The 26,291-nt window shown below is 37.2% G+C and carries 22 protein-coding genes; 13 read left to right on the top strand and 9 right to left on the bottom strand.

Annotation, left to right across the window (positions count from 1 at the left end):
* Positions 1–72: 72 nt before the first annotated feature.
* The 4 genes from ACQWU4_RS11075 to ACQWU4_RS11060 all read left to right on the top strand — a co-directional run bounded on the left by ACQWU4_RS11075 (position 73) and on the right by ACQWU4_RS11060 (position 6,140).
* Entirely contained in the window at positions 73–444 is a 372-nt protein-coding gene (locus ACQWU4_RS11075) for a BlaI/MecI/CopY family transcriptional regulator (protein WP_429935824.1), read from the top strand.
* A 2-nt stretch (positions 445–446) separates the two neighbouring features.
* Entirely contained in the window at positions 447–2,219 is a 1,773-nt protein-coding gene (locus ACQWU4_RS11070; RefSeq protein ID WP_429935823.1) for a M56 family metallopeptidase, read from the top strand.
* 145 nt (positions 2,220–2,364) lie between these two features.
* Entirely contained in the window at positions 2,365–4,356 is a 1,992-nt protein-coding gene (gene uvrB, locus ACQWU4_RS11065; protein ID WP_429935822.1) for an excinuclease ABC subunit UvrB, read from the top strand.
* 338 nt (positions 4,357–4,694) lie between these two features.
* Entirely contained in the window at positions 4,695–6,140 is a 1,446-nt protein-coding gene (locus ACQWU4_RS11060; RefSeq protein ID WP_429935821.1) for a T9SS type A sorting domain-containing protein, read from the top strand.
* A 67-nt stretch (positions 6,141–6,207) separates the two neighbouring features.
* Here ACQWU4_RS11060 and ACQWU4_RS11055 read toward each other — a convergent pair whose 3' ends face one another.
* From ACQWU4_RS11055 to ACQWU4_RS11040, 4 genes are all read right to left on the bottom strand, one after another.
* Positions 6,208–6,468: a DUF3820 family protein gene (locus tag ACQWU4_RS11055; protein ID WP_429935820.1), complete on the bottom strand. Its 261-nt coding sequence runs from the start codon at positions 6,466–6,468 to the stop codon at positions 6,208–6,210.
* Between the two features lie 2 nt (positions 6,469–6,470).
* The gene (locus tag ACQWU4_RS11050; protein WP_429935819.1) at positions 6,471–7,559 is read right to left on the bottom strand and encodes an AI-2E family transporter; all 1,089 of its coding nucleotides are present in this window, start codon (positions 7,557–7,559) and stop codon (positions 6,471–6,473) included.
* A 19-nt stretch (positions 7,560–7,578) separates the two neighbouring features.
* Positions 7,579–8,316, bottom strand: coding sequence for a beta-carotene 15,15'-monooxygenase (locus ACQWU4_RS11045; protein WP_429935818.1), 738 nt, complete (start codon positions 8,314–8,316; stop codon positions 7,579–7,581).
* A gap of 65 nt (positions 8,317–8,381) precedes the next feature.
* A complete protein-coding gene (locus tag ACQWU4_RS11040; RefSeq protein ID WP_429935817.1) occupies positions 8,382–9,110 on the bottom strand; it encodes a hypothetical protein in 729 nt (242 codons plus the stop codon).
* Positions 9,111–9,157: 47 nt separating this feature from the next.
* Here ACQWU4_RS11040 and ACQWU4_RS11035 point away from each other — a divergent pair, with 47 nt between their 5' ends.
* Together ACQWU4_RS11035 and ACQWU4_RS11030 are read left to right on the top strand one after the other, a co-directional pair.
* Positions 9,158–10,135, top strand: a complete 978-nt coding sequence (locus ACQWU4_RS11035) for an aminodeoxychorismate synthase component I (RefSeq protein ID WP_429935816.1) — start codon at positions 9,158–9,160, stop codon at positions 10,133–10,135.
* Positions 10,119–10,745 carry an aminotransferase class IV gene (locus ACQWU4_RS11030; protein WP_429935815.1) on the top strand — a complete coding sequence of 209 codons (627 nt, stop codon included), beginning with the start codon at positions 10,119–10,121 and terminating at the stop codon, positions 10,743–10,745. Before ACQWU4_RS11035 ends, ACQWU4_RS11030 begins: the two co-directional genes overlap by 17 nt.
* Here the strand turns inward: ACQWU4_RS11030 and menD are convergent.
* Positions 10,742–12,418 (bottom strand): 2-succinyl-5-enolpyruvyl-6-hydroxy-3-cyclohexene-1-carboxylic-acid synthase, encoded by a 1,677-nt coding sequence (gene menD / locus ACQWU4_RS11025; RefSeq protein ID WP_429935814.1) that lies wholly within the window; start codon positions 12,416–12,418, stop codon positions 10,742–10,744. The genes ACQWU4_RS11030 and menD overlap by 4 nt on opposite strands.
* An 84-nt stretch (positions 12,419–12,502) precedes the next feature.
* Here menD and ACQWU4_RS11020 point away from each other — a divergent pair, with 84 nt between their 5' ends.
* Both ACQWU4_RS11020 and ACQWU4_RS11015 read left to right on the top strand, forming a co-directional pair.
* On the top strand, positions 12,503–13,453 hold the full coding sequence (locus ACQWU4_RS11020) for an isopenicillin N synthase family dioxygenase (RefSeq protein ID WP_429935813.1): 951 nt from the start codon (positions 12,503–12,505) through the stop codon (positions 13,451–13,453).
* Positions 13,454–13,635: 182 nt separating this feature from the next.
* Positions 13,636–13,797 (top strand): bacteriocin-like protein, encoded by a 162-nt coding sequence (locus ACQWU4_RS11015; protein WP_429935812.1) that lies wholly within the window; start codon positions 13,636–13,638, stop codon positions 13,795–13,797.
* A 96-nt stretch (positions 13,798–13,893) separates the two neighbouring features.
* Here the strand turns inward: ACQWU4_RS11015 and ACQWU4_RS11010 are convergent, their stop codons facing one another.
* Both ACQWU4_RS11010 and ACQWU4_RS11005 read right to left on the bottom strand, forming a co-directional pair.
* The gene (locus ACQWU4_RS11010; protein ID WP_429935811.1) at positions 13,894–14,940 is read right to left on the bottom strand and encodes a PA0069 family radical SAM protein; all 1,047 of its coding nucleotides are present in this window, start codon (positions 14,938–14,940) and stop codon (positions 13,894–13,896) included.
* A gap of 121 nt (positions 14,941–15,061) precedes the next feature.
* Positions 15,062–15,256 (bottom strand): hypothetical protein, encoded by a 195-nt coding sequence (locus tag ACQWU4_RS11005; RefSeq protein ID WP_429935810.1) that lies wholly within the window; start codon positions 15,254–15,256, stop codon positions 15,062–15,064.
* Positions 15,257–15,430: 174 nt separating this feature from the next.
* Between ACQWU4_RS11005 and ACQWU4_RS11000 the strand changes: the two genes are divergently transcribed.
* Positions 15,431–15,781, top strand: a complete 351-nt coding sequence (locus tag ACQWU4_RS11000; RefSeq protein ID WP_429935809.1) for a hypothetical protein — start codon at positions 15,431–15,433, stop codon at positions 15,779–15,781.
* A gap of 41 nt (positions 15,782–15,822) precedes the next feature.
* Here the strand turns inward: ACQWU4_RS11000 and ACQWU4_RS10995 are convergent, their stop codons facing one another.
* Complete coding sequence (locus ACQWU4_RS10995) at positions 15,823–18,477, bottom strand: hypothetical protein (RefSeq protein WP_429935808.1); 2,655 nt, start codon at positions 18,475–18,477, stop codon at positions 15,823–15,825.
* 30 nt (positions 18,478–18,507) lie between these two features.
* Positions 18,508–19,305, bottom strand: coding sequence for a DUF2797 domain-containing protein (locus ACQWU4_RS10990; protein WP_429935807.1), 798 nt, complete (start codon positions 19,303–19,305; stop codon positions 18,508–18,510).
* A gap of 86 nt (positions 19,306–19,391) precedes the next feature.
* Here ACQWU4_RS10990 and ACQWU4_RS10985 point away from each other — a divergent pair, with 86 nt between their 5' ends.
* The 4 genes from ACQWU4_RS10985 (at position 19,392) to ACQWU4_RS10970 (ending at position 26,281) form a co-directional block, all read left to right on the top strand.
* Positions 19,392–20,414, top strand: a complete 1,023-nt coding sequence (locus ACQWU4_RS10985; protein WP_429935806.1) for a GDP-mannose 4,6-dehydratase — start codon at positions 19,392–19,394, stop codon at positions 20,412–20,414.
* A gap of 143 nt (positions 20,415–20,557) precedes the next feature.
* Positions 20,558–20,779, top strand: a complete 222-nt coding sequence (locus ACQWU4_RS10980; RefSeq protein ID WP_002662059.1) for a DUF2795 domain-containing protein — start codon at positions 20,558–20,560, stop codon at positions 20,777–20,779.
* Between the two features lie 127 nt (positions 20,780–20,906).
* The gene (secA, locus tag ACQWU4_RS10975) at positions 20,907–23,981 is read left to right on the top strand and encodes a preprotein translocase subunit SecA (RefSeq protein WP_429935805.1); all 3,075 of its coding nucleotides are present in this window, start codon (positions 20,907–20,909) and stop codon (positions 23,979–23,981) included.
* 155 nt (positions 23,982–24,136) lie between these two features.
* Complete coding sequence (locus ACQWU4_RS10970; RefSeq protein WP_429935804.1) at positions 24,137–26,281, top strand: TonB-dependent siderophore receptor; 2,145 nt, start codon at positions 24,137–24,139, stop codon at positions 26,279–26,281.
* The last annotated feature ends 10 nt before the right edge of the window (positions 26,282–26,291 follow it).

The raw sequence follows: 26,291 nt of genomic DNA, 5'->3' as shown, positions 1-26,291 counted from the left end.
AAATAGTGCCATAAAAATTTGCAGGAATAATTTTTTATTCTACATTTGTAGAACAAATTACAATATTGTAGAATGAAAGATATAAAATTAACCGATTCGGAAAAAAGTCTTATGGAAATCCTTTGGGAAAAGAAGCGTATTTTCATGAAAGATATTCTTGACTCCTATCCGGAACCCAAACCAGCCGCAACAACCATTGCCACCCTGCTGAAAAGAATGCAGAACAAAGACCTGGTAGGCTATACATTGTATGGAAATTCCCGTGAATACTACCCAAAGGTAGAAAAAGGGGAATATTTCAATGAGGAAATGACCTCTATGATTGACCGTTTTTTCAACAGCTCGGTGACGCAGTTTGCATCATTTTTTACTTCCAATGCAAAATTCAGTCAGAAGCAGCTGAAAGAACTCCGCGATATAATAGATCAACAGATAAAAGAATAAAAATGTTCACTATTATTCTAAAAATAATTCTGTGCTCTGCCATATTTATCTCAGTTTACTATCTGTTTCTGGAAAAGGAAAAAATGTACCGGTTCAACAGGTTTTATTTACTTTTTTCTCTTGTACTCTGCTACGTGATTCCTTTCATTTCAATTGCAGTACAGTCACCTGAACCCGAGGAAAAAACCGGGATTATCTTTGAAGACACGGCACAGCAGATTATTCCTATTCAACCTGTACAGGAAAGCTTTGACTGGATGAATATGATGTGGCTAGTTTACGGACTGGTTACTCTTTTCTTCCTGATAAAAAGCATTTTATCTGTCAGAGCAGTAAGGAAAATACAGGGGAAAAGGCAGATTTACCAAAATCACAATATTATAATTACCAATGAAAGTTTCCCGCCATTCAGCTTCTGGAATACTATTTATTTAGGCAAAGATTATATAAAAAACAACAAGATCGATCCAAGGATATTCCTGCATGAAAAAAACCATATTGACCAGAAACACAGCATAGATCTTATCTTAATGGATATTCTTAAGATTTTTACATGGTTCAATCCGATTCTTTTGTTTTATAAAAAAGCAATCATTACCAATCATGAATTTCTTGCGGATGAAGCGGTTTTAAAAGACAGCTATGACATTAAGGATTACCAGAATTTAATCCTTGAGGAGATCGTAAGCAGCCAAAATATGGCGCTTACCCATTCATTTAATTTTAACAACACCAAAAAACGATTTATTATGATGACAGCAAAAAAATCCAAATTCATTGTGCTGAAAAAAGCAGCCGGCATTACAGCTCTCATTGCTGCTGCAGTTTTATTTGCAGAGAAAACCTATGCAACCAGTCCTGAAATTTCGAAGGATATACAAAAAGTCACCGGTACAACAGCGAACATATTATCTACGCAGGATCCGTATCAGGAATTCAAAGATATTTTAAGCAAGTACGCTGATCTTTTAGACAATAAAAAATATGCTGAATTCTCTAAAAAGGTTTCAGAAAGTGATAAGCAAAGACTTGAAGAGCTCTATTCACTGCTAACGGATACCCAGAGAAGTGAACAAAAAATCACTTTCTTTAATACCCCGGATTTCAAAAAACGAATTCCTACCGAAAATGAATTAAACTTATACTTAGATAAAAGTAAATATGCCGTGTGGATTGATTCAAAAAAGGTGGAAAACAGCATCTTGAAAAACTACAAACCTTCTGATTTTTCAAGTATTTTAATCAGTGGTGTCAGTAAAAATGCAAGAACAGCCCAAAATCCGCAACCCTATCAGGTTACTCTGATGACCCATGATTATTTCGAAAAAATAAGCAAGGAAAAACCCAGTACAGCAATGGGATTCAAAAAGGAAAGTATAAAAGCTGCCACAGATACTATTTCACCAAAGAAAGCAGCTAAAACAGCAGGTAATGAAGGTAATAACACAAATGTCAATATAAACCCTGATAAGAATATTACCGAAGCAGAGTATCCCGGCGGAACGGATGCATTGCGAAAAAAAGTAGTGACTGCATTTAATACCAGCCTGCTTGGGCCCAGTAAAGGAGTTATCAGCTCGACCGCATATATTTATATAGATGAAACCGGAAAAACGACAAAGGTAACAACTTCAGGGGATAATGAAGCCTTCAACAATGAACTTATGAGAACCACCAAGGCAGCCAGCTCTGAAGCAGACTGGAAACCTGCCACAAAGGATGGAAAAGCAATTGCAAGTGTATATAAACTTCCAGCCACGATGAGTTTTCAGTAGGATCAGTAACAAGCGCTAAAAGTTTAGCGCTTTTTTATTGGTATACTTTAAACTAATGAAAAATTTACCTTCAAAATATTCATCTTCAAATACTTTATGAAGGCTAAAAATTTCTTTCGTATTTTTGTTGTATACATCATTTCCTATGAATTTTAATCTTCAATCAGAATATAAACCTACAGGCGACCAGCCGCAAGCGATCGAGAAGCTCACTGAAGGCATTGAGATCGGTGAAAAATACCAGACCCTTCTTGGAGTGACAGGTTCCGGGAAAACGTTTACCGTGGCAAATGTTGTACAGAATGTACAGAGGCCAACTTTGGTTCTTGCTCATAACAAAACTCTGGCTGCACAGTTATTCATGGAGTTCAAGGAATTCTTCCCGGATAACGCTGTTGAATATTTTGTCAGCTATTACGACTATTATCAGCCGGAAGCATATATTGCAACCACCGGAACTTATATTGAGAAAGATCTGAGCATCAATGAAGAAGTGGAAAAACTTCGTCTTTCTGCAACAGCCAGCCTTCTTTCAGGAAGAAGAGATGTCTTAATTGTAGCTTCTGTTTCCTGCATCTATGGTATCGGAAACCCGTCAGAATTCCATAAGTCCCTTATTACATTAGCTATCGGGGAAAAAGTAACGCGAACAGCACTTCTTCATTCTTTAGTTAATGCATTATATTCCAGAACATTGGGAGACTTCCAAAGAGGTACATTCCGTGTAAAAGGCGATGTAATTGATGTTTTTCCGGCTTACGCTGACAATGCCGTGAGAATTCAGTTTTTTGGAGATGAGATTGAAAAGATCCAGAGTTTTGATCCTGTAAGTGGAAATGTGGAATCGAATTTTGACCAGATTCAGATCTATCCTGCCAATCTTTTCGTAACGTCAAAAGAAACTTTGAACGGAGCCATCAGAAGCATTCAGGATGATATGGTAAAACAGGTAGATTTTTTCAACTCTATCGAAAAGCCTCTTGAAGCAAAAAGATTACAGGAAAGAACGGAACTTGATCTTGAAATGATTAAGGAGCTGGGCTATTGCTCAGGGATTGAGAATTATTCAAGGTATCTTGACGGAAGACTTCCCGGCACAAGGCCGTTCTGCCTTATTGACTATTTTCCTAAAGACTTTTTAATGGTTATAGACGAAAGCCATGTTACCGTTCCCCAGGTTCATGCGATGTACGGTGGTGACCGCAGCAGAAAAGAATCTTTGGTGGAATACGGTTTCAGACTTCCGGCTGCTATGGACAACAGACCGCTTAAATTTGAAGAGTTTGAATCCATGCAAAATCAGGTGATCTATGTTTCTGCAACTCCTGCAGATTATGAACTGGAGAAAACAGGAGGTGCCTATATTGAGCAGATCATCCGCCCGACAGGCCTTCTGGATCCTGTTATTGAGGTAAGACCAAGTTTAAATCAGATTGATGATTTAATGGAAGAAATTCAAAAAAGAGCTGATGCTGATGAAAGGGTTCTAGTCACTACCTTAACGAAGAAAATGGCTGAGGAACTTACCAAATATTTTATGAAATTCGGGATCAGGACAAGATATATTCATTCTGATGTAGAGACTCTGGAACGTATCCAGATCATGCAGGATCTGCGTTTGGGACTTTTTGATGTATTGATTGGAGTCAACCTGTTAAGAGAAGGGCTTGACCTTCCTGAAGTTTCCCTTGTAGCTATTCTGGATGCTGATAAAGAGGGCATGTTAAGGAGCAGAAGATCAATGATACAGACTGTAGGCCGTGCGGCAAGGAATGTAAACGGAAAAGCGATCATGTATGCCGATAAGATCACAAAATCCATGCAGGCAGCTTTGGATGAAACAGAATACCGCCGTAATAAGCAGATACAGCATAATGAAGCAAACGGACTTGTTCCTCAGGCGTTAAATAAAAAGATCTCAGAAAATCTTGTGGGAAGAAGCAAAGACTTCCCTGATCCAAAATACACCCAAAAAGAAATTCTCCAGAAGGCAGCAGAAACAAAAGCCAGCTATGGAGGTGAAGATATTGAAAAAATTATCGGGCAGAAGCAGAAAGAAATGGAAGCAGCTGCGAAAAACCTTGATTTTATTAAAGCTGCCAAGCTTAGAGATGAAATTGCTGCATTGAAGGAATAAGTTAATCATAAAATAATTCCGGACAGTAATATCATATTTCTGCCAGCTAAAAAATCGTAATGTACTACAGATGCATTACGATTTTCTTTTTTTAAAAACTCTCATCTTGAAAGCTTGGTACTTTTGAACAATCTAATTCTTGTAAACACTCAGGCATTTTGAGTAGTATATTTTACCAAAATTGTAGTCGCTTTGTAGTTATTTACGGATGCAGCAGTAGTTATTCTGTAATAAATAAAAATAGTTTCATCAATATCCGATCTGCAAATTTGCAACTAAGAAATCAGATCATTAATTCTAACCAATTTAATATTACAAATAATACCAAAACATCAATTATGAAGAGAAAACTATTAGTTACAGCAGGATTATTATTTCTACAAACGGCCAAAGCCCAGGTTTCCGGAATTGAATGGCAGGAATCTTACTCAAGTTTAAACCTCACTAATATGTCAATGCATATTCACGGAAATGCTTCCGGAAACGGGTTCTTTTTTACACAAAATTATGACGAATATTTTCCCAATCAGCAACAATACGGGATCCTATCAAAAACAACTTTAGGAGGAACATTATTATGGAATAGGGAATTCGTACAGACCAATACAGAGCACGCCACAAAACTATATGATATACAATCTACAGCCGGAGGTTATGTACTGGCAGGAGAAATAATTCCGACAGGCAACAACGATTCTTTTGCAAAACAGGGAAGAATGATAAAAGTTGATGAGAATGGAAATACGCTGTGGACCAAAAACTATCCCGTTTCAGCAGGATGGGATTTTATCTACTTTACCAAGGTTATTGCCACACAGGACAGTGGTTTTCTTTTAGGCGGAGAAATATCCAATGGCATTGATGATCTTGACTTTTTTATCCTGAAAACCGACGCCAACGGAAATGAACAATGGCGAAAGACACTGGGAGGCAGTGATCTGGACTTTTTAGATGATATGGCATTAAATGCTGAAGGCAATTTCTATCTTTCAGGAAGAACCCAGTCAACAGACGGAGATGTAAGCAACGGAGGAAATGTAAACAGTACTTATGCTACATGGGCCGTTAAACTTTCTTCTACGGGAACTATCCTGTGGGAAAATGCTTTTGAGGGAGCTTCCCACGACTATCCGTATGTAAGAATTACCGACACTGCAGATAACGGCTGTGCTTTAATTTATATTCAGACAAAAAATATCAGCCACGGAGTAGAGATCACCAAGTTTTATTCCAACGGAACTTTACACTGGCAGAATGACTATAATCCATATCCCGGCTTCTGGAATGATATGAATATCATCAAATCCGATAACGGGCAGATTGTTTTTGGGAGCGGTGGAAGCTTCATCAAAGGATTAAACATGAACGGAGATATCTTATGGGACTGGCAAAATCCCGATCCGGCATACACTCTCCGCCGTGGTGAGCTTACCCAAACGCCCGATAAAGGATATTTATTCACAGGTGAAAATATAGATGAAAATAAAGTGGAAGCAATTAAGCTCGCACCTGTAGCCACACTTGCTGTTCAAAATGCCGGAAACATCTCTGAAAATAAACTTTATCCCAACCCGTCCAATGGTAATTTCACAATCAGTTCAAAAAGTGGAAAAATTTCTTCAATAACTATTAGTGATATGAGCGGGAAAAATGTTTATTCGGAAAACATTGCATCGGCAAAGCACCAGTTTCATCTGGAAAGTCTAGCGCAGGGAATTTATTTTGTAGAGATCCTTTTTGAAAACAGCAGGAAAGAAACGAGAAAAATAATGATTAAAAAATAAAAATTAAAGGCCTCTGAAATTAAATTTCAGAGGCCTTTAATCGTAATTTTAATCTCGTAAATTGATATTAAAATTTATATGTTTTATTTTGGGGCTTTTCCTGATTTACCCCATTTCTTATTGGGATAAGCAAATCCATTAGTCCGTTCAGTTTTATTTCATAGATTGTTGCAAGCTGCATCCCCAATTTACCTTTAGGCATTCCTTTCCTGTTGAACCATTCAAGATAGCTTACCGGAAGATCAGCAAGTACTATTCCTTCATATTTTCCGAACGGCATCTTTACGATGCAGATCTCCTTTAATATTTCTGAATTTACCCCTTCCATCTTTATACAATTAAATTAACTTTTCCTTCCTGATCATCATCTGTATCCGGCAATTTAAGATCAGGCGGCGTATCTTCATCTGAAAATTCATTTCTATACACCTGAATCAGAAGTAAAGTAAACGAAATAAGAATTGGCCCGAAAATCAATCCCATAAAGCCGAATAAATTCATCCCCATAATAATTCCGAAAACGGTGTTCAGCGGATGAATATTTTCTAATTTCTTTAAAAGTGTAAAACGAAGAAGATTATCTGTAAGCCCGACTACCACTACACAATAGACAGCTAAACCAAGTCCCTGACCTGTATTCCCTTCTGCAATCATAAATATACACACCGGAATATAGACAATTGCCGCCCCAACAACCGGAATCATAGAAGCAGCAGCCGTTAAGGCAAAGAGAAGTACCGGACTGGGAGCTCCAAAAATAAAGTACCCTACAAGTCCTACAATCCCCTGTCCTAATGCTACAACAGGAATTCCTATAGCATTGGCCATAATCAGTTTTCTCAGCTTATCGCCGATCAAAGAGATATTGGCCCTCTTCAAAGGAGCGGAAGAGCTGAGGATTTTCTCAAACAGCCTTGGTCTGTCCAGCATAAAATAAAGAATAAAATACATGGACATCACCACAGTAAGTGTATTAAATGTCCCGCTGAGTGCCGAAGTGGAAAATTTCCCTGCAGAGCTCTTTACTTTATCCATATTCTCTTTGCTGAGAATATCAAAGCCTGTTTTTGAAAATATATAGGAATGTATTTTATCCAGAAATACATTGAATTTAGCCATATAAACCTGTGCATTCCCCAACTTATCAATCAGAAGATCGGCAATAAAATAAATCGGAAGAATAAGGATAATGAGACTGGCCAGCATCAGTACAAGTGATGAGAGCCAGGACTTCCATTTCTTTTCTTCCTGCAGGTAAAAATTATATCTTCTGCAGACCACATAAATAGTGACCGCCCCAAGCACAGACGGTATAAACAACGAAAGATTAAAACAGATCAACCCGGTCAGCACCAGAATTATGGCCAGCAGAGCAACCTGTTTTATTGCAACATTGCTTATCTGTTTATCCTTATTCATGCAGTTTTTGTCTCGTTATTTATTTTTTAAACTCGATTTGTCTTGGCTTTCCTAAAAAAGCACAGTAAGCAGAGTACATTACAATCATCATAAAAGGTGCCGTCAAAATTACACCTATCCCGCACAGAACAACTCCGGCAATTGAGATCAATGCTCCTAATACTGTTGTACCAAGAAATGTCCCGTAATTTTCTTTTGCAATATTGAAAGATTTCCCTAAAGCTTCAGTAGCTGATGCATTTTCAAATAAAAGAATTGGATACCCTATCAAAAGGAAAGGATAAACAAAAATAACAGGGAAGAAACACAGTGCCATAGCAACAGTTGAGATAATTCCCGAAAGAAGACTGTAGATCAGGATATTCACAAAATTCTGTTTGTATCCGATGAACAGATCAGCAAACTCTATCTGGTTCTTGGTATTAAATTTATTAACAATATAAATCAGACCTACATATAATGGGGCAAGTAAAATCCCCAAAAGACCTGATAATGAAAGATATAGTGAAAATCCAGGAGCATTCCAGTAGCTGAAACTTGAATAATCTCCACCTGCCTCTCTCATCTCCTCCATCATAGATGTAGAATTGAATCCACTCACAGACTGAATTATGAAACCTCCAATCATGTAAATAATCATGGCTACGATTCCGTAAAGAAAAACGCCTTTATACATCTCAAAAGAATGCGAAATAATAGATCCTGTATCTCTGTTTGGAACGGATCCCTGCTGGTCAAATTCGTTGAATTCTGACATAGTTTAATATTTTAATGGTTTTACCAAAATTAACTTTTTTTGGCATAAAAACACATTAAACCTATTTAAAATTTAGCTTTTTCTGAGAAAATTGTTTTATACATTGAGTAAATCATTGCATTCCAAAAAGGAAATGTAAACAGACCGCCTATAAAAAACAGTGCAAACCCAACAAACTTAAAGAAAATTGCAACAATAACACATACCAGGATTTCCAGAAAGTACTTTCTCAGCGCCTGAAGACTTAATGAAATGGCTTCAAAGATTCTCTTGTTTGTAAAAAACATCAGCGGAGCTACAAATATCGTAACAAATACCCATACAACGGCCAGGATAATGGTCTGAAATGTATAAAGATAGATAAACGACCAGAAAATATAATACCCTATATATTTGAAAAAATTAAAACCGTTGTACCCAACAAGAAGATCGCCTAATTCCAGTTTCTCATTCAGGTCAATTTTCCTGTAAATCTGGTAAAATCCAATATTAAGGGGATAAAGAAAAATGGAAGTCCCGATAATAGCCCAGGAAAAATATTGGAATCCGGGATCAGCCTGCATTTTCATAAGCTGTGCAGAATAAGCTTCCACACCATCTTTTGCATATTTCGCAGCCTCTGCATACTGGTCTAAAATCCCATACCTCCCGTCAAAGAAAAAAATTACGGTGAAAAAAATTCCAAAATAAAAGATTGAAAATATAAGTTGAAAGAAAAGAGTCTTGTTCCAATAGAAAAAAGCCTGCTTCAATATAAAATCTATTCCCGGTTTCTGAGGATATTTGCTCTGCATCAAAAAAATTTTATGCAAAAGTAATCATCAATAAGTACTTTTGCGGAATGTTTTCAATGAATCATCAAAAATTTATGGAAATGGACGAACTTTCTCTCCGGAAGGTTCCATACTTTTTCATGATCGATTTCCTTTCGGAGAATGTGGAGGTTTATAGAGAAAATGAAATTGAAAAATCAGGCTTATTAATTGATTTTCAAACATTTTCAAACTTAAAACAGAAACACAAACTCAATAAAAAAATTGAATGGAAACCATTTCCGGAAACGCTCGAGAGCTTTAAAGAAGGATTTGACAAAGTTCAGAAAAATATACACCTTGGAAATTCTTATCTTGTAAATTATACCAGAAAAACTGAAATTCAGACGAATTTAAGCCTTGAAGAAATTTTTTATCACTCAATTGCGAAGTACAAAGTGTTTTATAAAGATTTTTTTGTATTTTTTTCTCCTGAAACTTTTGTAAAGATTATAGACGGCAAAATTTTGACCTATCCAATGAAAGGCACTATTGACGCATCATTGGAAAATGCGGCTGAAGTTTTGAAGAATGATAAAAAAGAGAAAGCGGAGCATTATACCGTAGTGGATCTTCTTCGGAATGATCTAAGTATGGTGGCAGATGACGTAAAAGTTGACCAGTTCCAGCATATAGACCTCATCAGAACACAGCAGAAAGATCTGTTTGCCATGAGTTCTGAAATTTCAGGGACAGTAAAACCTGAATTTACAGGAAAAATAGGCAGCCTGATGAAAAAACTGCTTCCCGCCGGGTCAATTCTGGGAGCTCCAAAGCCTAAAACGCTGGAAATAATCTTGGATGCAGAAGGCTATGACAGAGGATATTATACCGGAGTATGCGGCTGGTTTGACGGTGAAAGCCTTGACAGCTGCGTGATGATCCGCTTTATTGAAAAAGAAGGCGAAAAGCTTTACTTCAAAAGCGGTGGCGGTATAACCCATATGAGCAAGTTAGAAGACGAATATCAGGAAATGAAAAATAAAATCTATGTCCCAATTCATTGAAAGCATAAAAATAGAAGATCAGGAGATTTTTCTTTTGGAACTCCATCAAAAACGCGTTAACCAGACCTTTGCCCATTTCGGGAAAGAAGGCTCTATTGATCTGGCTAAAATCTTCAAAAATCTAGAACATGATGAAGACGGTCTTTTCAAGCTGAGACTTTCTTACGATCTGGATAAAAGGGTCCGGACTATGATGATTCCTTATGCCATTCCTGAGATACAAAGCTTTCAGCTGGTTGAGAACAACAGCTTCGACTACTCCTTCAAATTTGAAGACCGCAAGGAATTAGACAAGATGAAAATGAAGTCTAAAGCTGAAGAGATCATTATCGTTAAAAATAATCATATCACAGATACTTCTTTTTCCAATATTCTTTTCCTTAAAGGCAAGGACTGGTTTACACCGGCTACCTATCTCCTGAACGGAGTACAGAGACAAAATCTTCTGAAACACAAAAAGATAAAGGAAACAGAAATCACCCTCCAGAACATTAAGCAGTTTTCTCATTTTCAGCTGATTAATGCCCTGAATGACTTTGATGATATGTTTATTTATCCGATTGACAGAATTACGAATCTGCCGGGGAATGAAGAATATCTTGATCTTTAGTTTCCTTTCATGAATTCAAAGTAAGCTTTCTGTACATCTGCACTGTTCTTACCGTACGTATTCACTTCCAGTATTTTAGGCTGTAAATCCGGCTTGAAGAAGTTTTCCAGCACACGGTCAAGTGTAGGCTCGTCTTCCACCTTGATGTAGGAAAAGCCGAAGTGTTTTGCCAGATGTTCTGCATGTTTGCGGTGTTTTGTCGCGATAAATTCATCCAGTGTATTTGGATTCGCATTTCCGGGTCCGGGAATAATTTTAAAAATATTCCCTTCACCATTATTGAAAATGATGATTCTTACAAATGGCGGAATATATTGATTCCAAAGCCCATTGATGTCATAGAAAAAACTTAAATCACCTGTAATGAGCAGTGTTGGGTTTGCATTTTTAATAGCAAATCCCATCGCTGTAGAAGTAGAGCCATCTATTCCGCTTGTTCCTCTGTTACAGTATATCCTTCTTTTTCCGAAATCAAATAACTGTGCATATCTGATTGCCGACGAATTACTGAAATGAATATTATAATTTTCAGGAATGGTCTGCGAGGCTTTATTAAAGAAATAAAAATCCGAAAATTCAGCCTTATTCAGAAATTGCTCATGTTTAGCATCCTTTTTATCCCTTAAGACGTCCCAAAGATTAAAATAAGGTCTGGGCTCAAGATTAATGAATTTAAGAAGTTTAGAAAAGAAAACTTCAGGCTTTACCTCTATCTTCTCGGTAAGAGAGAAATAGGTATCCGGCTGCCATACTTCATCCAGATGCCAGTGCTGTTTCGGGCGGGCGTTTCTCAGGAACTGTTTTACTTTCTTGGAAACCACATTCTGACCAACCGTAATCAAAAGGTCGGGAGCATAAGTTTTATAGTCTTCTTCTGTAAAATTAAAGATATATCGGTCGATATGCCTGAAAAACTTCTCATGATGCAGGTTGGAATTAGCTTCGCTCAATACCACTACAGAATGGTTTTTTACCAGCTGTGACAATTGATTTTCCAATTCCGGGCTGTAATCTTTGGTTCCCACAAGAATCATGATCCTTTGGGAAGTATGCCAGTCTGCAACAAGATTTGAAGGAAGCTCATATTCTTTATGCCTGATCGTTTTTTCAACAGTCGGGAAAGAAGGGAGCTCTGAAACCAGGTCATACAATGGTTCTTCCAAAGGAATATTGATATGCACCGGTCCCTGTTTTTCAAAACAAAGCTCAATGGCTTTTTTAATAGTATCAAAATTAATGTCTTCAGCATTCTCTTTACTGTCTTCCAAAAGCTGGAAATCACCATAAGAATGCTGATGAAAAATATCCTTCTGCCTGATCGTCTGTCCGTCAAAAATATCTACAAAATCTGTAGGACGATCGGCAGTGAGGATCAAAAGCGGAACATTCTGATAGAACGCTTCAGTAACCGCCGGGTAATAGTTTGCTACCGCAGAACCACTGGTACATGTTATTGCTACCGGCTTCTTCTCACTTTTGGCCATTCCCATCCCTACAAAAGCTGCACTTCTTTCATCTACAATACTGTAACAGTTAAAAGCATCAAACTCTGAAAAATGAATTGCCAGGGGCGCATTTCTGGATCCCGGGGAAATGATAATGTCTGAAATTCCGTACTGCTGAAGAAGGTGGGCAAGTATCTGAATACTTCTTTTAGAAGAATATTTTTTCATACAGCAAATTTAACTGATAAATAGTTATTTTAGAATCATTTCATTTAAAAAAAATGTAATTTTGTAATTCGTAAATTTCTAAAAATGGATAAAATACCTAGTGTAGACCTGCGTGATTTCCTTTCGGACAACCCGGAACGCAAACAGAAATTTGTAAATGAAATCGGAAAAGCTTATGAAGAAATTGGTTTTGTTGCCTTAAAAGGCCATTTTCTTGATGACAAATTAGTAGATGAACTCTACGGAGAGGTTAAAAACTTTTTTGACCAGCCTGTAGAAACTAAGCAGAAGTATGAAATTCCAGGAATCGGCGGCCAGAGAGGTTACGTAGGATTCGGTAAAGAAACCGCAAAAGGATTCAAAAAAGGGGATTTAAAAGAATTTTGGCACTTCGGACAATATGTGTCTGATGATTCAAAATACAAATCCGAGTATCCTGACAACGTAATCGTTGATGAGCTTCCAAAATTCAACGAAGTAGGTAAAGAAGCCTACCAAATGCTTGAAAAAACAGGCCAGTATGTATTAAGAGCTTTGGCTTTGTATCTTGGTCTGGATGAGTTTTATTTTGACAACAAGATTGCTGAAGGAAACTCTATTTTAAGACCAATCCACTATCCGCCAATTACTCAGGAGCCTGATGATGCAGTAAGAGCTGCTGCTCACGGAGACATTAACCTGATTACTCTATTGATGGGATCTCAAGGAAAAGGCCTTCAGGTTCAGAATCACAACGGAGACTGGATTGATGCAATTGCAGAACCGGATGAATTGATGATCAACGTTGGAGATATGTTGTCAAGACATACCAACAACAAACTGAAATCTACAATTCACAGAGTGGTTAACCCGCCTAGAGAATTGTGGGGTACTTCAAGATACTCTATTCCATTCTTTATGCATCCGGTAAGTGAAATGTCACTGAACGCTCTTGAAAACTGTATAGATGAAAACAATCCGAAATTGTATGAAGATACAACTGCTGGAGAGTTTTTACATGAAAGACTAATTGAATTAGGACTTATCAAGAAGTAACATAAAAGTCAATAATTGATCTGTTGTACTGTGATCACACATCGTGCTCACTTTCAGATTAATTATTGACTTTTAATTTTTAATAGAGATTAATAAAATTTTTTCTCCATTCTATCATATTATTTTAGTTAAAAATATTTTAATTATATTTACTTTACTATCAAATTTTTAATTAAAACAATATGAAAAATTTAAAAAAACTAAACAACAGCCAGCTAAAAAGCATCTCTGGAGCAGGAGGAATTAAACTGCCGGAACCTGAATTCTGTATGTATTACTGCAATGGCACTGTAGTTTGTGCAACCTGCAGCGATGATTTCAAGTGTCCGGATAATACTATGTAAGATTGAAAATCGCAACGAATAAGAAAAACCGCTCCTTTTTGAGCGGTTTTTTGTTTTTTTATTTTAAGCTAAAGCTTGTTTCGGTAAAAGCTGTCGTTAATCGAACAATCTCAACTGCTGATCTTTAGCTCCGGTAAAGTTTGTTGTAGAAAGCTTGGGAAATTCTCTTCCTTCAAAATATTTCTTTCTTCCAATTTTAAATGTATTATGGATCATTTCTGCAATATTCCCCTCTCCCCTCTGTCTTTCAAAATACCTTTTGTCACCCAGTTTTCCGCCACGCATGGAACGGATAAGATTTAAAACCTTTTGTGCCCTGTCCGGGAAACTAGTCTCGATCCATTTTACAAAAACAGGTTCTACCGTATCATTCAGCCTTACCAGCGTATAACCGAAACTTAAAGCTCCGGCATCGGAAATGGCTTTTAAAATAGTAAGCGGCTCATCACTGTTCAGTCCTGGAATGATCGGCGCAACCATTACATGCACAGGAATCTTGTTTTCTGTAAGAATTTCTACAGCTTTCAGTTTATTGGGCGCTGAACTTGTTCTAGGTTCCATTTTCCGCCTGAGATCCTCATTAATGGTAGGAATACTTAGTGAAACGGAAACCAGATTCTGCTCTGCCATAGGTTTTAAAATATCCAGATCCCTCAAAACCAGTGCATTTTTCGTCAGAACATTGACAGGATGTCTGTAATCCAGACACACCTGAAGCAGTTTTCTGGTGATCTCAAACTGTCTTTCTGCAGGCTGATAGCAGTCGGTATTTCCGGATAGAAGAATAGGTGCGGGTTTATAGCCTCTTTTCTGAAAAAATTTCTCCAATAATTCGGGAGCATTTTTCTTCACCATGATCTTTCTTTCAAAATCAATTCCTGCACTGTAGCCCCAATATTCATGGGTCGGTCTTGCAAAACAATAGGAACATCCATGCTCGCAGCCCTGATACGGATTCATGGAATATTCCATGGGAAGATCCTCACTTTTCACCTGATTTACAATGGTTTTAGGGAAAACTTCCGTAAAAGAGGTCTTTACAGTCTCGAGATCTTCATCATCCGGCTCATAGGTATACCTGTCGAAACGATTGACCACGTTTCGCTGTGCACCCTGTCCTTTTATGAAATTTTCGTTCTGCATTACAATGTAAAATTAGAATGGTTTTTTTATAAAATAATAAGTTTTAACACTAAGTTATCCACAAAAAATCCGGTCCCTTCAAAGGAACCGGATTTCAACATAATTAAAATATATTTTTTTACTACTTCAGTGCATAAAATTCCACTCCATGATATTCATCTTCGTGGGTTTTTCCATCAAAATGTCTGTGATAATCTGAGTAAGTATCACTATATTTTTTATCTTTTTTAGTCAATATCTTTTTTATTCCAATTAAGCTTAATACTGCCAAAAGACCAACTCCCCCTGCCAGTAAAACTCCAACTTCTCTTTTCATATTTTGTCCGATTTATTAACGTAGCTATTGCAAAAAGTATACCTATTTTATTTTTTTGAATTATAAATTTTGTTAACATTAAGCTTTATTTCAATGAAAGATGTAATTGTCTTTTTATTTAAATTTACCCAATCAATGGTTTAATTATTGTAGTACTTCTAAAAAAATAATATTATGGATAATTCAGAAAACATGGACAGGATGACAACGTTGAGCCAAGTCATGAATACACTTTCAGAAAGAGGAATACAGAGAGAATTCAGAATGAATGCAGCTTGTGAAATGAAGTTTGAAAATTCAGAAAAAGTATATCAGCCCTCCGAGTTGACCATTTTAAAAACTTATCGCTTTGAAGGTGACAGCAATCCGGATGACAATGCTGTTTTGTATGTGGTAAAGGACAATGCCGGAAACCGAGGCATGATTATAGACTCTTACGGGGCAGACAGCAATTATCCGGGTGAAAAATTTGATGAATTCCTAAGAGACATTCCCGTTCAGGAAAGTGATGAATTCAACTTTTAATATTCAGAAATCAAGATAAATTTTCAAGATATATCCCGGAGCTATTCAGTTTCGGGCTTTTCTTTTTTCTTAAAGACATTTTTCAGGAAGCCTTTCTTTTCCTTTTTCTCTTCTTGTGGTTTAGGCTCTTCCTTCTTCGCTTTGATGTCCTGTTTCAGCTCTTTTACGGTTTGTTTTACATCTTTTACCGAGGAAACAGCACTTTTTACGGTCTTCTCAGTTTTATCGACATTTTTACCTATCAATGTTTTTTTCAGCCCCTGCTCTATTCCTTTCCAGAAAAGATTGAAAAATGATTTTGTAGGATCCCGCTCAACATTCTCCACAGCAACAGCTTCCGGAAACCTTCCGGAATCAGATCTGATAAAAAGATTGGCAACAGCTGTCAGAACTCCCTTTTTCTCATGATTATTCTTATTCAGAACAGCAATTTTCAATTCTTTATGTCTCAGGTTAAATGTTCCGATGAGCCCCGCAGGGTTTCCTTTAAAATTAAACAGCATTTCCTGAATTGTTCCCGAGGTAGCCGTCACATGAAGGTAAGGCCTGATAAACGGATTGATCCCACCTGCAGGAAGATTGGAGGTTTTCCCGGAAATTGAAAACCGGTCATTCTGATCTGCCACATCAAAATTCCAGTTCACAGAAAGCGGAGCCAGATTCATAAACGAACAATCGATCTTGATATCAACTTTTGTCGGTTTTCCTTTTGTTTTTGCTGAATTCAGGTTTTTAACGTTCATATTAAAATGACTGAACGTTAGTTTTCCCGGTCCTGCACTTTCCGGAGTATCTTCTTCGTAGACCAGAACAGAGTTTTTCAGGTCAAGATTATTAACCGTCATCGGAATTTTTATAGAACGGAGCAGCCTGGAATATAGAGGTTTCACTTTAGGATCATCATTCGGGATTTTGCTTCTGAAAATATTGGCGTCTGCAGCGAGAACGGCAATATTCGATGCATTAATTGATTTATTATCCGAAAACAGATCCCATGTTCCATCTGCCGTTATCTGTGCAACTTTAATGTCATAAAGGTCACGTTCAACAGGGATCATCCTGATAAACTGAGCTCTCGAAACAAGAGGTTTCATCGCAAAATTATTAACCTGAATTTTATTTTTATTCAGTTTTAAAAGTCCGGCACTTAAATTATAAAACTTGGTTTTATAGGCAAAATTCCTGGTGGTCAGAAAATAGTCTTTAACTTTAAAGGAGAGTCCCTGATTATCAGGCTTCCTTTCTATTTCAATGGCATTAACAGTTGCATTAAGATCATGAAAAGCCAGTGGCTGTGTTCCTTTATCATACACAATATCAGAATTTTTAACTGTCATTTTCCTGATTATTACTGACTGTACAATTCTTGGGCGGGAATTTCTTTTTACTTTATTTTCTCTCGCTTTGATGGTTCCCTTTATATTTTCAACAAGGACATCTTTGAGATCCAGATTAAGCTTTTTATCAATAAATTCAAACTTATTGATGTTAAATGCAATATGGTCGGTTTTCAGATCCATCGAACCATTTCCCTCTGTGGCACTTCCGGGGGACACCGCCAGGTTATGGACTTCACCACTTTTAGGATTTAATGCAAAATTCCCAACCTTTAAATTCCGGTGATTGGAATATTGTATATCTTTTCCTGAAAAATGAAAATCTTTATATCCTACAGGAATTACCTCTGCTGCAGTCACTTTATCAAATTTCAGCTGACTGACTTTTATATTTAATGTTTTCGCAGAAAGCAACCGGCTTCCGTCCGGCTTATTGATGATTACTGCAGCATTATTGAGCTTTATATCTTCCAGATTCACCTCAAAATTCATCTTTTTCTCTGTCTTTTTAGGTTTTATACCGGTATTATAGACAGTAAGAACAGGATTTTGGAAATCTGCATTGGTCAGTGAAATTTTATTTTTTTCTAAAACAATGTCTTTAAAATCCATTTTAGGAATGGAAAATTCGAAAAGTTTTGTTTTTTGAGGATAAAATCTTTTAAACTGATTAAAATTCACAAGGGGAATCAGGCGAAAATTCCCGACCGACATCTGTCCGTCTTTTGTACTAATCGTACTGATTGTAATAGCATATACATTATCCGGGCGGAAGAAAAAATTCTTTCCTTTAATGTCGTACTTGTCAAAAACCACCGGAAGCTTATCTTCTACGGACTCTTCAGTCATCTGGAGATTTTCTACGAAAAGATCAAGCTCCTGAACAGACAAAAATTTCTGTCTGGTATGTTTGAACACATTAATTGTCCCTTTATTGATCCTTATATTTTCAAACAGAACAGGATTTCGTTTTTTCCCGGTTTTCCGGTCGACAGGCTTTGCGAGACTTATATTTAAATTAGGTTTTGCCAGCAAAAGATCTGATGAACTGATTCTTTTATTAAAAACAGCATCATAAATTCCGAAACGACTGATTTTCAAGGTGTCAATTGTTCCCTGAAGACCAATAACATCAGTATTCTGAGGGTTTTTACTGTTTACCGTTATTCCTGACACGAATATATTTCCCGAGCCAAGGTCTACATCCAGTGTTTTATAAGAAACTTTATAATCGGTATTATTTTTAATATAATCGGGAAGACGGGTTTTGAGCCAAAAATTTAACCCGAAGTTTGCCAGCAGGAAAATTACCAGCAAAACACCGAGACTTATCAGTAAGTTTTTAACCCATTTTTTCATTCATGTGAAAATCTTACTTTAAATATAGTATTAATTTTTCACATCCAATTCAATTACATAGCCTTCATGACCTCTTACATTCATAAAATCTCCACCGGCAAAACTGAGATACTGCCCTTTAATACCTGTAAGTTTTCCGGTAAATTCAGGTTTTTTATCTAAGGTAAAAGAGTTTACTTTTGCAGGTTTCTCAAAAGGATAATCGAATTTCCACAGACTTTCTCCTTCACTGTAGAACTTCTGAAAATCTTCAGGAAAATATTGTCTGATCTTCTGCTGGAAATCGGCAAGATCCATTTCACCCTCAAAATCATCCTGAAGCATTTTTTTCCAGTTTGTTTTATCAGGAAGATGTTCTTTTAGGGCAACTTCTATCATTCCGGCTTCGTAACGGTTTTCAGTTCTGGCAATAGGAAGGGCGAAAGTGGCTCCCTGATCAATCCATCTTGTTGGGATTTGGGTATTTCTCGTCACTCCAACCTTTACATCACCGGTATAGGCAAGATAGACCGTGTGGGGCTGCAGCTGAATTTGTTTTTCCACTTCCAGATCACGTTCAGCAACGCCTAAATGCGCTGTGGAAAGCTCAGGACGGATAATTGTATCACTGGCATAAGGACTTTCAAAGAAACAGTTCTTACAAAATCCCATTCTGTAGATCGGTTTACTTTCGCCACAATTAACACATTGAAATCCTACGTGTTTTATCGTTAATTCCTTTCCAAACAATTCATTCATGTGGATAAGATCCCCTGCAAGATTAAGATAATATTGAATAGGTTGATCATTGAAGCTCGTCATCTTTAAAATTTGCCCTTGAAACTGCATACTGTTTATATTACTTTTTTAAGTAAATTTAATGATTATATTTTCAAAAAGTAAATTTATATTTTTGTGCCATTAAAAAACCACAAATGACTTATCTTGTAACTGGAGGAAGCGGCTTTATCGGGTCTCATTTAATAGAACGATTATTAAGAAATGGACATTCTGTCATAAACGTTGACAATTTTGATGATTTCTATAATTATCAGATAAAAATTAAAAATACATTAGAGTCTATTGACAAAATTCCGGATTTTGAGTTTTCGGACAAAGAGGCCGATATCAGACATCTGGCCGACATATCCCGGTCAGATAACTACCAGCTGTATTATCAGGATATCCGTGATAAAAAGGGACTTGAAACCATTTTTAAAAATCATAACATAGATCTTGTTATCCATCTTGCGGCACTTGCAGGAGTGCGTCCATCCATTGAAAGACCCTTGGAATATGAGGAAGTAAATGTGCGCGGAACCATGAATCTTTGGGAGATTTGCAGAGAATTCAATGTTACAAAATTTGTATGTGCGTCTTCATCAAGTGTTTACGGAAACAATGAAAAAACACCTTTTGCAGAAACAGATAATGTAGACCGTCCTATTTCACCTTATGCCGCCACCAAAAAAAGCAGTGAGGTTTCAGGCCATGTTTATCACAGCCTGTATCATATAGACATGATCCAGCTAAGATTTTTTACAGTATACGGTCCAAGGCAGAGACCTGATCTTGCCATTCACAAATTTACAAAACTGATCTCTGAAGGCCAGGAAATTCCGTTCTATGGTGACGGAAATACGGCAAGAGATTATACTTATATTGATGATATTATTGATGGAATTACCAAATCAATTCTTTATTTAGAAGCTCATTCCAACGTTTATGAGATCATAAATCTCGGAGAAAGCGAGGTGATTACTTTATCGGAAATGCTGAGCACAATAGAAACCACCCTGGGAATTTCTGCCATTAAAAAAAATCTGCCAATGCAGCCCGGAGATGTCCAGAAAACCAATGCAGATATTACAAAAGCCAAGACATTAATTGGCTACAAACCAGACACAGACTTCCAAAATGGCATAAAAAAATTTGTGGAATGGTTTTTGAGAAAATGACATCATGTAAGTTGTTGGCGCAGCTGTAATCCAGTCTATGACGGACAATGAACAAAAATTAATCAAAAAGAATTGAAAATCAAGTATAAATAAAGCGTATAATATAAGCTAATTTTATACTTTTGCAAAAAAATTAGAAAATTATGTACTGGACATTAGAATTAGCCTCATACCTAAGTGACGCACCTTGGCCAATGACAAAAGCAGAACTTATTGACTATGCAATCAGAACTGGTGCACCAATGGAAGTAGTTGAAAACCTTCAGGCAATTGAAGACGAAGGAGAAATCTATGAATCTATCGAAGAGGTTTGGAGTGATTATCCTACCGACGAGGATTTCCTTTGGAACGAAGACGAATATTAATGAAAGCAATAAGCTTTGAGCGTCACGCTTAGAGCTTTTTTGCCCTTTTTTATATATAACATTCACACGATAAGCGTGTCAGTAAAACGCTTAAAGCATATTGTTTTAAGCATAAAGCAAAAAATTTATGAGTTTTTTAAACAAAGTTCTTAAAGGGTTTTTGGGAGACAAAAAAGCGCAGGACCTAAAAGAAGTAAAAAAAGTTGTAACAAAAATCAAAGCTGTTGAGCCTAACATTCAGCAATTGTCTGATGATGGTTTGAGGGGAAAAACTGCCGAGTTTAAAGAAAATATTAAATCTGCAACCAGCAAAATAACAGCTCAAATAGAACAAGTACAAGAGCAGATAAAAAACTCAACAAACGTTGATGAAAAAGAGGCTCTTTTCGCAAAGATTGAGACTCTTAAAAAAGAATCATACGAAATTGAAGAAAAAGTTCTTCTACAAATTCTTCCCGAAGTTTTTGCTCTTGTAAAAGAAACCGCAAGAAGATGGGCACAGAATGGAGAGATCCGTACTACAGCAACTGAGTGGGACAGGCAACTGGCCGCTGCAGGTAAAGATTTCGTAGAGATCCAGGGAGATACTGCCGTTTGGAAAAACTCATGGGATGCAGCCGGAACGCCTGTTAACTGGGATATGGTCCATTACGATGTTCAGTTTATCGGAGGGGTTATTCTTCACAGCGGTAAGATTGCCGAAATGGCAACCGGTGAAGGTAAAACTTTGGTAGGAACGCTTCCTATTTTCTTAAATGCTCTTCCGGGAAGAGGAGTTCACGTAGTAACTGTAAACGACTATCTTGCAAAAAGAGACTCGGCGTGGATGGGACCTCTTTACCAGTTCCACGGAATGTCGATCGACTGTATCGATAATCACCAGCCGAACTCAGACGGAAGAAGAAAAGCATACAACTCAGATATTACTTACGGAACAAACAACGAATTCGGTTTCGATTATCTGAGAGATAATATGGTGACTTCACCTACGGAACTTGTGCAAAGAGAATTAAACTTTGCTATTGTTGACGAGGTTGACTCCGTATTGGTAGATGACGCAAGAACACCATTGATTATTTCAGGTCCGGTTCCTCAGGGAGACAGACAGGAATTTGATGTTCTTAAACCTTCTATCGACAGAATTGTTGAAGTTCAGAAAAAAACAGTTTCTGCGATCTTTAATGAAGCGAAAAAATTAATCGCTGCAGGAAACAATAAAGAAGGAGGATTCAAGTTGCTTCAGGCTTACAGAGGTCTTCCTAAAAACAGACAGTTAATCAAATTCTTATCGGAAAGCGGAAACAGAGCATTGCTTCAGAAAGTTGAGGCACAATACATGCAGGACAACAACCGTGATATGCCGATCGTAGATAAAGACCTTTACTTCGTAATCGAAGAAAAGAACAATCAGGTTGACCTTACAGACAAAGGTGTTGAATACATGTCTCAAGGGAATTCTGATGCTAACTTCTTTGTTCTTCCGGATATCGGAACAGAAATCGCTGAAGTTGAAGCTAAGAATTTAACCAAAGAAGAAGAATTTGAAGCTAAAGAAAAACTTTTCTCCGAATTTGCTGAAAAATCTGAGCGTGTACATACCATGAGCCAGCTGTTAAAAGCATATACATTATTTGAAAAAGATGATGAATATGTAGTAATAGACGGTGAAGTAAAAATCGTTGACGAGCAGACAGGCCGTATCATGGAAGGAAGACGTTATTCAGACGGTCTTCACCAGGCAATCGAAGCTAAAGAAAATGTAAAGATTGAAGCTGCTACACAAACATTTGCAACAGTAACGCTTCAGAACTATTTCCGTATGTACAACAAACTTGCGGGAATGACGGGTACTGCTGAAACTGAAGCAGGCGAACTTTGGGAGATCTACAAACTGGACGTTGTGGTAATTCCTACCAACCGTCCTATTTTAAGACATGACAGACAGGATTTAGTTTTCAAAACTAACCGTGAAAAATATAACGCTGTAATTGAGGAAATTGAAAAACTAACAGCGGCACAAAGACCTGTCCTTGTAGGTACCACTTCTGTTGAAATTTCTCAGTTGCTTTCCAAAGCGCTTCAATTAAGAAAAATTCCACACCAGGTATTGAATGCGAAGCTTCACAAAAAAGAAGCAGAAATTGTTGCCGGAGCAGGACAGCCGGGAGTTGTAACAATTGCAACGAACATGGCTGGTCGTGGTACGGATATCAAGCTTTCCAAAGAAGTAAAAGAAGCCGGAGGTTTAGCCATTATCGGTACGGAAAGACATGATTCAAGACGTGTAGACAGACAGCTTAGAGGTAGAGCGGGACGTCAGGGAGACCCGGGTAGCTCTCAGTTCTATGTATCTCTTGAAGATAACCTGATGCGTTTGTTCGGTTCCGAAAGAATCGCTAAAATGATGGACAGAATGGGTCATAAGGAAGGTGAAGTAATTCAGCACTCCATGATCAGCAAATCCATTGAAAGAGCTCAGAAAAAAGTAGAGGAAAACAACTTCGGAATCAGAAAGAGACTTCTTGAATATGATGATGTAATGAACAAGCAGCGTGATGTAATCTACAAGAGAAGAAAGAATGCTCTATTTGGTGATCACCTGAAGTATGATATTACAAATATGATCTTCGATGTTTCCAATTCTATTGCTGCCAAAGGAAAAGCTACCGGAAACTATAAAGATTTCGAATTCGATATCATTAAGTATTTCACTATGGAATCCCCTGTTTCTGAAAACGATTTCAAGAGCAAGCAGGTTCCGGAATTAACGGATATCCTTTTCAAGGCAGCTCAGGAAGATTACAGAATGAAGCTGAACTTACTGAAAGAGAAATCATTCCCTATCATTGAGAATGTATATCAGAATCAGGGTTCAATGTTCAAAATGATCCAGGTTCCTTTCACAGACGGACATAAGACAATGACTATTGTTGCTGATCTTAAAGAAGCATATGACACTCAGTGTGAAAGCCTGATCAATGATTTTGAAAAGAACATCACTTTATCAATCATTGATGAAAACTGGAAACTTCACCTTCGTGAAATGGACGACCTGAGGAGATCTTCGCAGGGTGCCGTTTACGAACAGAAAGATCCGTTGGTAATCTACAAACAGGAATCATTCCACTTATTCAGTGAAATGGTAGACAAAATGAACAAAGAAATTATTTCTTTCTTATATAAAGGAGAAATTCCGGCTTAAGAAATCAATAATAAAATCTCATAAAAACCCCGCTTCAGCAATGTCTGAAGCGGGGTTTTGTTATTCATCACCTAACAATTTCATGATAAATATCAATTTGATTATTTATTTAGAACAATTAAAAACAATATATTTGCAGGAAATTTGACTTATTCATGAAAAATGTACTGATCTGTGCCTCAATGTTAGGTTCTATATTGAGTTATGCTCAACAAAAAGATACTATAAAATCTAATGATATCGAAGAAGTTGTTGTCAGCGGAAGATATTATCAGAAATATAAACTTAACGAAGTTTCAGGCTCGTTAAGGCTTCAGACCCCAATCATTGAACTTCCACAGAATGTACAGTCTATCAGTGGCCAGGTTTTGAATGACCAGATCACGTTGAATATGTCCGAAGGGATTGTCCGTAACGTAAGTGGTGCCAGAAAAGTAGAACACTGGGACAATGTTTACTCCAATGTATTCATGAGAGGAGCAAGCATCGCTACTTATATGAACGGAATGAATGTTTCTTCAACGTGGGGACCTATCAATCCGGATGCGTCTATTATTGACAGAATAGAATTCGTAAAAGGACCTGCCGGTTTCATGGGATCTATGGGCGATCCAGCCGGATTTTATAATGTGGTTACTAAAAAACCAACCGGAAAATTTGCCAACAGCGTAAGATTCACCACAGGAAGTTATAATCTTTTCAGAGGAGAAGCTGACCTTGACGGAGTTATCATTAAAAACGGAGTATTAGATTACCGTCTGAATTTAATGGGAAGTTCAAACAAATCCTGGTCAGAAAATGACAAGACAAGCAAAATAATCATCGCTCCGTCTATCACATTCAGACCTACCAAAACAACTACGTTTACAGCACAGTACAATTATCAGTATCTGAAATTCAGTCAACCGGGTGCCTACTTAATGTCCAATGACGGCTATGCTTCATTAAATGTTCATACCAACTTTAATGATCCGAATTTCAAAAAAACAGAAGTAAAAGACAAGAGTTTATTCCTAACCTTAGATCAGAAATTATTCAAGGACTGGGTCTGGAGCACGCAATATGCTTATATGGATATGAATTATGACGGCGGTTCATGGTGGGGCGGCTTCTATGGCTCAGATCCGAAAATTCTAAGCAGATCTTTAAGCAACTGGCAGGCTCTCGGAAAAAACAATATATTCCAAACTTATGTGAGAGGAAGTTTACAAACAGGAAATATTACTCATAAAATCATTGCCGGATTCGATTATGGAAATAGAAAATACCAGGCAGACTTCTCCTATTTAGGGGATGGAGGATCTATTGATATTTATAATATTGTTTACGGGGTTAATCCAAATACACTGCCTAATGAAAGTGCTTACTATCTAAATAGAAATGCTGATTATTATAATGATCAGGGTGTAAAATATACTTCTTACTATGCTCAGGATCAAATAGAAATGTTTAATAATAAGTTGCGTATTACACTTGCAGGAAGATATACCAGCGGAACAACATTCTCGGGGTATCCTAATTTAGATCCAATAAAAGCAGATCAAGCCGGAGAATTTACTCCAAGAGTCGGAGTGAGCTACTCTATTATGAAAGACTTTTCAGCTTACGGAGTGTATGACAAAACATTTGTTCCTCAGTCTGCAATAGGGATTGGCGGCTCCTCAATCACAGACCCGTTCAAAGGGCAGAATATTGAATTCGGAGTGAAAAAAGATTGGTTTGGCGGCAAGTGGAATTCTACTTTTGCAGTTTATGAAATCAGAAGAAAAAATATTCTGGTAGCCGGAAATGCTAACGATAATAATGGTAATGCCTTTATGATTGCAACTGGAGAACAGAGAGCAAGAGGTTTTGAAGCTGATATTAAAGGAGAAATCACAAAAGGATTAAATGTAGTAATAAACTATGCTTATACAGATGCCAAAACAATTAAAGATACCGATGCTAGCAAAATAGGGTTACAATCTCCCGGAAATGCCAAAAATGTACAGAATACCTGGTTAAGCTACAGGTTTGAAAACGGTAATCTGAAAGGATTCGGTATTTCAGCAGGATATCAGTATCAGGGAGGCAGACAATCATGGTTCGGGACAACCGCAAAATATGATCAGAGCTTGGAAGATTATTTTGACACCAACTTCGGTATTTCTTATACAGCTAAAAAATTCGATATCAATTTATTGCTGAATAACGTTCTGAACAGAAAGCTTTATAGCGGCTACAGGTCAGATGATGGTTCATATGCATGGATCTACAATGCTCCGCGTAACTGGAGATTGTCAATCGGATATAAATTTTAAATAATTAAAG

The organism is Chryseobacterium sp. MIQD13 (assembly GCF_050496705.1).
Classification (GTDB): Bacteria; Bacteroidota; Bacteroidia; order Flavobacteriales; family Weeksellaceae; genus Chryseobacterium.
The sequence above is the reverse complement of the archived record's forward strand: the minus strand, read 5'-3'. Positions and strand labels throughout refer to the sequence as shown.